Genomic DNA, 10,782 nt, shown 5'->3' with positions numbered 1-10,782 from the left:
CCTCGCCGCCCGCCTGCACACGCGCCTGCTCAGCTCCGAGCAGCCCGCGCTGCACCGCGCCGTGCACGAGGAGATCCCGCAGTTGCGCGCCGCGCTCGGCCTCGCCCTCGCGAGCCCGAGGCGGGCCGCCGCCGGGCTGCTGCTCGCCGCGCGCCTGTGGCCGTACTGGCGGGCGCGCGCCGCGATCTCCGAGGGGCACTACTGGATCGACAAGGGCCTCGCGCTCGTCCCCGAGGACCCGCCGGAACGCCTCGGCAGGGAGGCGCGCGCCTGGGCGCTGCTCGGCTCGGGGTCCTTCGGCCTGTGGACCGGCGACCTCCCGCTCGCCGTCGAGCGGCTGACGCGGTGCCTCGCCGAGGCCCGCAGGTACGGGTACGAGGACGTCGCCCGCTACGCGGAGGGGCATCTCGCGGGGGCCCGGCTGCTGAGCGGGGAGGCGGACGGGACGCTGGAGACGATGGCGCGGCTGCGCGCCGAGTTCGACCGGCGCGGGGACGGGCTCGGGATCGCGATGATCTACCACGAGGAGGCGATCGTGTGGGCCGTGCTCGGTGAGACGGACCGGGCCCGCGCGATGTGCGACCACATCCTCGGGCACCTCGCGGCGCACGCCCCCGGCGAGTGCCAGCTGCGCGCCGCCGCGCTCGTCGTGCGCGGGGCGGCGCACTGGCTCGCCGAGCAGGGCTTCGACGGCGTGGGGGTGCCGCCCGGTGCCGGGCTCGCGGCGGCGGAGGCGGACTGGCTCGCGGCGCTCGGCGCGTGCGCCGAGATCGGGGAGGCGCAGCTCTCGGGGATAGCGGGGATGGGGCTGTTCTGGGCCGCGGCGCGGCGGGGACGGTGGGTACGGGCGGCGTGGCTGCTCGGGTGGAGCGAGGGGGCGCGGAAGGTGGGCGGCGACCCCGTCTCCGTCCTGCCGCCGCTCCAGGCGTGGCACGAGGCGAGCCGGGCCGCGCTCCGCGGCGCGCTGGACGCGGACGCCTGCCGGAGCGGGTACGAGGCGGGCGGGCGGCTCACCGCCGCCGAGGTGCTCGACGCGCTCCGCGCGGACACCGACCTGCCGGGCCCGCGCCGCCGCCGCGCGGGCCGCGGCGCGGCGGCATTGACGCGCCGCGAGCGGGAGGTCGCGGGGCTGGTCGCCGAGGGCCTGTCGAACCGGGAGATCGCCGAGCGCCTGGTCATCTCCAAACGCACGGCCGACGCCCACGTGGAACACATCCTGGCGAAACTCGGCGTGGCCTCCCGCGCCGAGGTGGGCGCGGCGCTGGCGGGGGCCTGAGGGGCCTTGGCCGGGGCCTGAGGGCGAGCGGGCTGCGCCCGCCGCGTACGTATACCTAAAACCCCCGCCCGCCTACCTATTTCCTCGCGGGGCGGCGCGGTGCGGGCCGGGGCGCGGGAAGAATCGAGGGGCGTCGCCGGACGGACCGGGAGGGTCCGGGGGGTGGGGGCGGGGCGATCCGGTTCCCCCGTTCCGTGCCCCGCTGCCCGGGCCCTCCTCCGGCGGTCGCGTGGCCGGCTGTCCTCGTCGGTGGGGCAGCCGGCCCTCCGGCGCGCGGTGCGGCGATGTCTTTCGCGTCACACTCGGCGGGCTTGTGTGTCGGGGCGGTAAGAAGCGCGCAAATTCACGGGACGCCCTGGTGAGAGGGCTTCCGGAGCCGTCGGCACGACAGCGGCCTTACGCCACAAGGGAGATGCGGCGCGCTGTGCGTCGCGTCAAAGTCCACGGCTGTGATTTGTGCACATACGGCTCATGACGCGGGCCCGGCGGGGAGCGTTAGCCTGGGTCCGTGATCAGCGCGATAGGCCGTGCGGGCATCGAGGCCCCCGCCCTTCGCCCGGCGCACGCACTCCGTGCCCCGGGCGCCGCTGAACGACCGCGCGGGTACGGCGCGCAGCCGGAGGCGGCCGCTCCGGCCGCCGAGGGCACGGATACCGGCAGAGGCGGCACCGCAGGAACGTGCCGCCGCCACCTTCCTTCTACGTCACGCAACGGCGCGCGACAGGAGCCAGAGGATCATGCGGACCAAGCTGGACGATGCCAAGGACGAGCTGCTCGAACGGGCGGCCCGACTCGCTGAGAACCCGACGACGGGCGGCCACCCGCCGATCTCCGTTCCGGCCGGCATCTCGCCGGGAACCCCCGGTTTCGAGAGCGCCCGCGTTCTCCCCTACCTCCAGCGCTACTACCGGCACACCGCCCCCGAGGACGTCCAGGGCCGCGAGCCCGACGACCTCTACGGCGCGGCGATGGCCCACCTCAAGCTCGCGGCCGAGCGCCCGCAGGGCACCGCGAAGGTGCGGGTGCACACCCCGACCGTGGACGAGAACGGCTGGTCTTCCCCGCACTCGGTGGTCGAGGTCGTCACCGACGACATGCCCTTCCTCGTGGACTCCGTGACCAACGAGCTGTCCCGGCAGGGCCGCGGCATCCACGCCGTCGTGCACCCGCAGCTCACGGTCCGCCGCGATCTGACGGGCAAGCTCATCGAGGTCTTCCCCCAGCCGCCCGCCGAGGCCGGCCACGACCGGCTCACCGAGTCGTGGATCCACGTCGAGATCGACCGCGAGAGCGACCGCGCCGACCTCGAACAGATCACCACCGACCTGCTCCGCGTCCTCTCCGACGTCCGCGAGGCCGTCGAGGACTGGGACAAGATGCGCGACTCCGCGCTCCGCGTCGCCGACCAGCTCCCCGAGGAGTTCCCCAAGGGCCCCGCCGCCGCCGGGCTCAGGGACCAGGAGGTCCAGGAGGCCCGCGAACTGCTGCGCTGGCTCTCCGCCGACCACTTCACCTTCCTCGGCTACCGCGAGTACGACCTCGTCTCCGAGGACGCGCTCGCCCCCGTGCCCGGCACCGGCCTCGGCATCCTGCGCGCCGACCCGCACCACGACACGACCGAGGAACACCCCGTCAGCCCGAGCTTCGGCCGCCTGCCCGCCGACGCCCGCGCCAAGGCCCGCGAGCACACGCTCCTCGTCCTCACCAAGGCCAACAGCCGCGCCACGGTCCACCGCCGCAGCTACCTCGACTACGTCGGCGTCAAGAAGTTCGACGAGAACGGCGAGGTCGTCGGCGAGCGCCGCTTCCTCGGCCTCTTCTCCTCGGCCGCCTACACCGAGTCCGTCAAGCGCGTCCCCGTCGTCCGCCGCAAGGTGGACGAGGTGCTGCGCGCCGCCGGGGTCACCCCGAACAGCCACGACGGCCGCGACCTGCTCCAGATCCTGGAGACCTACCCGCGCGACGAGCTGTTCCAGACGACGCCGGACGAACTCCTTCCCGTCGTCACCTCGGTGCTCTACCTCCAGGAGCGCCGCCGCCTGCGGCTCTACCTGCGCAAGGACGTCTATGGGCGCTACTACTCGGCGCTCGTCTACCTGCCGCGCGACCTGTACACGACCGAGGTGCGACTGCGGATCATCGACATCCTCAAGGAGGAACTGGGCGGCGAGACCGTCGACTTCACCGCCTGGAACACCGAATCGGTCCTCTCCCGGCTGCACTTCGTCGTCCGCGTCGCCCCCGGCACCGAGGTCCCCGACCTCAGCGACGGCGAGGCCGCGCGCATCGAGCAGCGGCTCATCGACGCGACCCGCTCCTGGCACGACGGCTTCGGCGAGGCGCTGCGCGAGGAGTTCGGCGAGGAACGCGGCGCCGAACTGCTCCGCACGTACGGGCGGGCCTTCCCCGAGGGCTACAAGGCCGACCACTCGCCGCGCGCGGCCGTCGCCGACCTCACCCACCTGGACGGGCTGCGCGGCGGCGCCGGCGCGGAGGACTCCGCCCTCTCGCTCTACGAGCCGCTCGGCGCGGGCCCGCGCCAGAAGCGCTTCAAGATCTACCGCGTCGGCGGCGAGATCTCGCTCTCCTCGGTGCTCCCCGTCCTGACCCGACTCGGCGTCGAGGTCGTGGACGAGCGCCCCTACGAGCTGCGCTGCGCGGACGGCACCAGCGCCTGGATCTACGACTTCGGCCTGCGGATGCCCGAGGGCAGCAGCGAGCCGATCGGCGAGGACGCCCGCGCGCGCTTCCAGGAGGCGTTCGGCGCGGTGTGGAGCGGCAGGGCGGAGAACGACGGCTTCAACGCCCTCGTCCTCGGCGCCGGGCTCACCTGGCGGCAGGCGATGGTGCTGCGCGCGTACGCGAAGTACCTGCGCCAGGCGGGCGCCACGTTCAGCCAGGACTACATGGAGGACACCCTCCGCACCAACATCCACACGACCCGCCTGCTCGTCTCGCTCTTCGAGGCGCGCCTCTCGCCGCAGCGGCTGAGCGCGGGCACGGAGCTCACCGACGGACTGCTCGAAGAGCTGGACGGCGCGCTCGACTCGGTCGCCTCGCTCGACGAGGACCGCATCCTGCGCAGCTTCCTCACCGTCATCAAGGCGACGCTGCGGACCAACTACTTCCAGCGCGCCGGGACCGGCGGCGCGGAGCCGGGCCGCAAGGGCGGGGAACCGCACGCCTACGTGTCGATGAAGTTCGACCCGCAGGCCATCCCCGACCTGCCCGCCCCGCGCCCCGCGTACGAGATCTGGGTGTACTCGCCGCGCGTCGAGGGCGTGCACCTGCGCTTCGGGAAGGTCGCGCGCGGCGGGCTGCGCTGGTCGGACCGGCGCGAGGACTTCCGTACGGAGATCCTGGGCCTCGTCAAGGCGCAGATGGTCAAGAACACCGTCATCGTGCCCGTCGGCGCGAAGGGCGGCTTCGTCGCCAAGCAGCTCCCCGACCCGGCGCAGGACCGCGACGCCTGGATGGCCGAGGGCGTCGCCGCGTACAAGACGTTCATCTCGGCGCTGCTCGACATCACCGACAACCTCGTCGGCGGCAAGGTCGTCCCGCCGGAGCGCGTCGTGCGGCACGACGGCGACGACACGTACCTCGTCGTCGCGGCCGACAAGGGCACCGCGACCTTCTCGGACATCGCCAACGGCGTCGCCGAGTCCTACGGCTTCTGGCTCGGCGACGCCTTCGCCTCCGGCGGCTCGGCCGGCTACGACCACAAGGGCATGGGCATCACGGCGCGCGGCGCCTGGGAGTCCGTCAAGCGGCACTTCCGCGAGCTGGGCCACGACACCCAGACCGAGGACTTCCGCGTCGTCGGCGTCGGCGACATGTCCGGGGACGTCTTCGGCAACGGGATGCTGCTCTCCGAGCACATCCGCCTCGTCGCCGCCTTCGACCACCGGCACATCTTCATCGACCCCGAGCCCGACGCGGCGACCTCCTACGCCGAGCGCCGCCGCCTCTTCGCGCTGCCCCGCTCCTCCTGGGCCGACTACGACACGCAGCTCCTCTCCACGGGCGGCGGCGTCTTCCCCCGCACCGCCAAGTCGATCCCCGTCAACGCGCACATCCGGCGCGCGCTCGGCATCGACGACGGTGTCTCGAAGCTCACCCCCGCCGAGCTGATGCGGGCGATCCTCAAGGCCCCGGTGGACCTGCTGTGGAACGGCGGCATCGGCACGTACGTCAAGGCGAGCACCGAGACGGACGCCGAGGTCGGCGACAAGGCGAACGACGCGATCCGCGTCAACGGCGCCGACGTACGCGCCCAGGTCGTCGGCGAGGGCGGCAACCTCGGGCTCACCCAGCTCGGCCGCATCGAGTTCGCGCGCCGGGGCAACGGCGGCGACGGCGGCAGGATCAACACCGACGCGATCGACAACAGCGCCGGTGTGGACACCTCCGACCACGAGGTGAACATCAAGATCCTGCTCAACGCCGTGGTCCAGAGCGGCGACATGACCGTCAAGCAGCGCAACGAACTCCTCGCGAGCATGACCGACGAGGTCGGCCGGCTCGTGCTGCGCAACAACTACGCGCAGAACGTGGCGCTCGCCAACGCCGAGGCCGAGGCGCCGAGCCTGCTCCACGCCCACCAGCGCCTCATGCGGCGCCTCGTCAAGGACGGCCACCTGGACCGGGGCCTGGAGTTCCTGCCCGGCGACCGGCAGGTGCGCGAACTGCTCAACTCCGGCCGCGGGCTCGCCCAGCCGGAACTCGCCGTGCTCCTCGCGTACACGAAGATCACCGCGGCCCAGGAACTCATCGGCACCTCGCTGCCCGACGACCCGCACCTGCGCCAGCTCCTCTTCGCGTACTTCCCCGAGGAGGTCCGCGAGCAGTACGCGGAGCAGATCGGGGCGCACGCGCTGCACCGCGAGATCATCACGACCGTCCTCGTCAACGACACCGTGAACTCCGGCGGCATCTCCTTCCTGCACCGGCTGCGCGAGGAGACCGGGGCCTCGCTGGAGGAGATCGTGCGGGCGCAGCTCGTCGCGCGCGAGATCTTCGGCCTCGGCGCCGTGTGGGACGCGGTCGAACGGCTCGACAACGAGGTGCCGGCCGCCGTCCTCACCCGCGTCCGGCTGCACTGCCGCCGGCTCGTGGAGCGCGGCACGCGCTGGCTCCTCAACAACCGGCCCCAGCCGCTCCAGCTCGCCGAGACCGTCGAGGTCTTCCGCGACGACGTGCGCGCGGTGTGGGAGCGGCTGCCCGAGCTGCTGCGCGGCGCCGACGCCGAGTGGTACGGGGCGATCCTCAAGGAGCTGACCGGGGAGGGCGTGCCGGAGGAACTCGCCGCGCGCGTCGCCGGTTTCTCCTCGGTCTTCCCCGCGCTCGACATCGTCGCCGTCGCCGGGCGCACCGGCACCGAACCGCTCGCCGTCGCCGAGGTCTTCTACGACCTCGGCGACCGGCTCGGGGTCACGCAGCTCATGGACCGCATCATCGAGCTGCCGCGCGCGGACCGCTGGCAGTCCATGGCGCGCGCCTCGATCCGCGAGGACCTGTACGCGGCCCACGCGGGCCTCACGCAGGACATCCTCGCGGCGGGCGAACCGGGCGACGGCCCGGAGCGGCGCTTCGAGGTGTGGGCGGGCAAGAACGCGCCGATCCTGACGCGGGCCCGGGCGACCCTGGAGGAGATCCAGAGCAGCGACAGCTTCGACCTGGCCAACCTGTCGGTGGCCATGCGCACGATGCGCACACTGCTGCGGGCGCACGGCTGATCTGGCGCCGGCTTCGCCTCGGCGGGGGGCGGTCTCTCTTGGAGGGGCCGCCCCCCCCCGGCCGTTCGAGGGGCCGCCCCCCGCCGTTCGCGCGTCAGCGCAGTGCGCCGCGGATCACCTTCGCCGCTCTCGACAGCACCGAGCTGCCGAGCCGGCCCGCGAGCGGGCGCAGGGTCGCCGTGGGGCCCGCCGGGCGCCAGCGGACCTCGATCCGCGCCGTGCCCGCCGCCTCGGGCGCGACCGTCACCTCGTGCTCGACGGCGCCGCCGTAGGCGCGGGGGCGGGAGGAGACCGGCGGGAAGGCGAGCGGGCCCAGGAGCGGCGCCGTGTGCCGGCCGCGTCCCTGCCGCAGTTCCACCACCGGGTGGCGGACCCCCTCGAAACCCCGGACGGGCAGCGGCGCCCGCGCCGGGTCGAAGCGCACCCGGCCCTCGAAGACGCCGGGGAGCACGGGATCGGTCCGAAAGGCGACCTCGTACCTCCGGCCCCCCGGGGCCAGCGCGAGCCGCGCGACCTGCGGGCCCACCGGGAGCCGCAGGAGCGGGTCGTAGGTGCGCACCGTGAAGCGCAGGACCGTGCCCGGGCCCGTCTCCAGGTCCCTGACCTCGTGCCGGAAGAGCGCCGCCGAGAGCGGCCCCGCCTCGACGCCCTCCTCGCTCAGGTCCAGCTCGGTGCGCGAGGCCGTGCCCTCCGGCAGCGGTTCGCCCCAGTAGACGTGCCCCTCCTCGTCGTGGCTCACGTGCCGGGGTCCGACCGGCAGGCCGAGCCCGCGCGCGGCCCGCCGCGCCTCTTCGAGGCGCCCGTCCCGTACGAGACGGAGCACGACGCGCTCGGTGCGCGGCAGCCGGGCGTACGCCTGCGGGGCGAGCGTGTCCAGGTACGGGGTCACCAGCTCCGCGAACCCGGTGAGCCACGCGTCGTCCCGCCGGGGCAGGTCGCCCGCGTACATCCGGAAGTCGTGCTTGAGGAACTTGTAGTCCTTCTCGGGGCGGATCGCCCCGTGCCCGCCCGTCTCCAGGAACTCGTCGATGAGCCGTTGCACGTGGATGCGGTCGGCGACGTTCTCCAGGCGGTCGCGCTGGTTGGAGATCGACGCGCTCCCGGTGGCCGCGTACGGCTCGATGTACCACACGTACACCGGATCGGGGATGACCGTGAAGGCGCGCGCGAGGCAGTACGCCTGCGCGGAGAAGAGCTGGTCCTCGTAGTGGATGCCCTCGGGGAAGCGGAGCCCGGCGCGGTCGAGGAAGGCGCGCGCGTACATCTTCGACGTGGACAGGTGCTCGAAGAGCAGTTCCGGCTCCTGCTCGATGCCCTCGACCGTGCGCCGCTCGGCCACCAGGTGCGGCATCCACAGGGAGGTCCTGCCCGTGTCCACCCGGACCCGGCGCACGGCGCCCATCACGAAGTCCACCTCGCGCGCGCGGTGCGCGGCGAGGAGCTTCGCGACGGCGTCGGGCGGGAGTTCGTCGTCGCTGTCGAGGAACATCACGTACGGGGCGCGCGCGATGTCCAGGGCGCGGTTGCGCGGGGCGCTGCACCCGCCGCTGTTCTCCGGCAGCCGCAGGCAGGTGACGCGCGGGTCGGCGGCGGCGAGGGAGCGCGCGACCTCGGGGGTCGCGTCGGTGGAGTGGTCGTCGCTGATGACGACTTCGAGCGCGGCGTGGGTCTGTGCGAGGGCGCTGCGCACGGCGCGCGGCAGCCGGTCGGCGTCGTTGTGGACGATGACGACGACGCTCACGTCGGGGGCGGGGGGCGGCGGGGCCTCGGACACGGGCCCCTGCACGGCGGTCGACCTGCGGTGCGCGGTCGTCGGAGTCGCGGTCATGCGGACACCGCCTCCTCGGGCGTCGGGGCGGGGGTGCGCTCGGCGAGCGGCACCACGGGCGGGAGTTCGGCGGCGGGGGTGCCCAGGAACACGTGCCGCACGACGCGTTCGGCGGCGCGCCCGTCGTCGAAGGCGCAGAACCGTTCCCGGAACGCGGTACGGGCCGCGCGCGCGTCCCCGTCGCGCCACGCCTCGCCCGCCAGGATCTCGGTCAGCTCCTCCTCGGTGCGGGCGACGGCGCCCGGAGGGTGCGCCAGGAGGTCGAAGTAGACGCCGCGCGTGGCCTGGTAGATCTCCCAGTCGTCCGCGTAGACCACCACGGGACGGTCCAGGTGCGCGTAGTCGAACATGATGGAGGAGTAGTCCGTCACGAGCGCGTCCGCCGCGAGGGCCAGTTCCTCCACCGGTTCGTACGCGGAGACGTCCAGCACCCGGCGGGTCGCGCGCAGCCCGGCCAGCTCGCTCGGGCCGCCGGAGTAGAAGTAGTGCCCCCGTACGAGCAGCACCGTGCCGGGGCCGAGGCGTTCGGCGAGCCGCGCGAGATCGACACGGGGTCGCCACGCGCTCTCGTAGTCCCGGTGCGTCGGCGCGTAGAGCACGGCGCGCACGCCGGGGGCGATGCCGAGCCGCGCCCGCACGGCCCGTACCAGGTCCGGGCCGGCCGTGTAGTAGATGTCGTTGCGCGGGTAGCCGTGCTCCAGCTCGGTGTAGCCGGAGGGGTAGGCGTGCCGCCACATGAGCGTCGAGTGCCGGTTCGAGGTGAGGCTGTGGTCCCACTTGTCGACGCGGCGCAGCAACTGCCGGAAGTCCAGGCCGTGCGCGGCGGCCGGGTAGGGCATCTGGTCCAGGCCCATGCGCTTGAGCGGGGTGCCGTGGTGGGTCTGGAGGTGGATCTGCCCGGGGCGCTTCTGCCAGCCGGTCGGGAAGTTCACGTTGTTGACCAGGTACGTGGCCCGGCCCATCGCCTCCTGGTAGGCGGGCGTGCCCGGCACGATGTGCCGGGTCCCCGGCGGGAGCAGCGGCACGCGTGCCCGGCCGCTGACCCACACCGGCTTGATGTGCGGGGCGAGTTCGGCGAGCTTCGCGGCGATCGCGCCCGGGTTGCAGGTCACGCCCCTGTTCCAGTACGCGGTGAAGACGGCGAGCTCCGGGTCGAGCGGTGCCTTGCGGGCCGCGCGGCCCCGGTGCGCGCGGACCTTCGCGCCGAGCGCCCGCTTCTGCTTCCGCGCCAGCGAACGCCAGTGCCTGCGGCGGTCGTTGAACTCGGCCAGGCGCAGGTACCTCTCGTACGAGCCCGCTTCGAGCAGCTTCTGCCGCACCCCGTCGGCCCCCTCGGGCGCGCGGTGCCCCTCCGGTTTGCAGGCGCGCGCGGCCTCGGCCGCCGCGAGGAAGAACCCCCGGTCGTTGCCCCGCTGTTCGCGCGCGATGATGTGCAGCCAGTCGGCCGTCATGAGGTCGTAGAGGGTGCGGCGCAGCGGCGCGGTCGCGGGGCCCGGCTCCAGGAGGCGGCAGGCGGCCACGTACGGCTCGACGCGCCCCTCGGGGCCGTCCGCGACCGGCGGCGGGAGCGTCGCGGCGCGCGGAGTGCGCGCGTCGAGCGCGAGCTGGTCGCTGCACGCGACCCGGTCGGCGAGGAGCAGCAGCGCGTACGCCGTGTACAGGGCGTTCCCGGCCGTGAGCACGTCCTCGTGCGCCCGCCAGAACGAGGCGCGCACGAGCCGCGTACCGAGCAGCGGCGCGAGGCGGAGCAGCCCGGGGAGGGTCACGAGCGGGAGCGGGCTGTGTCCCGCCTTGTCCAGGAGGGGGCCGTCGGGCGAGGGGGCGCCGTCGGTGGACCACGTCGAGCGCACGTGGTTGAGGAGGATCACGTCGGCGCGGTGGCGGCCCGCGGGGACCGCGCAGAGCTGGATCGCGCCGGTCAGCGCGTGCAGGCTCCCCGCCGG

4 protein-coding genes are annotated in these 10,782 nt (G+C 73.9%); 2 read left to right on the top strand and 2 right to left on the bottom strand.

Going from position 1 to position 10,782, the window contains the following annotated elements; translation table 11 throughout:
• Together SSBG_RS09925 and SSBG_RS09920 are read left to right on the top strand one after the other, a co-directional pair.
• A partial coding sequence (locus tag SSBG_RS09925) for a helix-turn-helix domain-containing protein (RefSeq protein WP_037869386.1) occupies nt 1–1,276 on the top strand: 1,276 nt, incomplete at its 5' end.
• 737 nt (nt 1,277–2,013) lie between these two features.
• Nucleotides 2,014–7,011 (top strand): NAD-glutamate dehydrogenase, encoded by a 4,998-nt coding sequence (locus tag SSBG_RS09920; RefSeq protein WP_008746028.1) that lies wholly within the window; start codon nt 2,014–2,016, stop codon nt 7,009–7,011.
• Between the two features lie 94 nt (nt 7,012–7,105).
• On the opposite strand, the gene SSBG_RS09915 is transcribed toward SSBG_RS09920, so the two are convergent.
• Both SSBG_RS09915 and SSBG_RS09910 read right to left on the bottom strand, forming a co-directional pair.
• Nucleotides 7,106–8,839, bottom strand: coding sequence for a glycosyltransferase family 2 protein (locus SSBG_RS09915; RefSeq protein WP_008746027.1), 1,734 nt, complete (start codon nt 8,837–8,839; stop codon nt 7,106–7,108).
• Nucleotides 8,836–10,782 (bottom strand): CDP-glycerol glycerophosphotransferase family protein (locus SSBG_RS09910; protein ID WP_037869384.1); only part of this gene is annotated, 1,947 nt, incomplete at its 5' end. The genes SSBG_RS09915 and SSBG_RS09910, both read right to left, overlap by 4 nt.

This window comes from Streptomyces sp. SPB074, from assembly GCF_000154905.1.
GTDB lineage: Bacteria > Actinomycetota > Actinomycetes > Streptomycetales > Streptomycetaceae > Streptomyces.
Note: the sequence above shows the minus strand (reverse complement) of the source record. Positions and strands in the feature narration are given on the sequence as shown.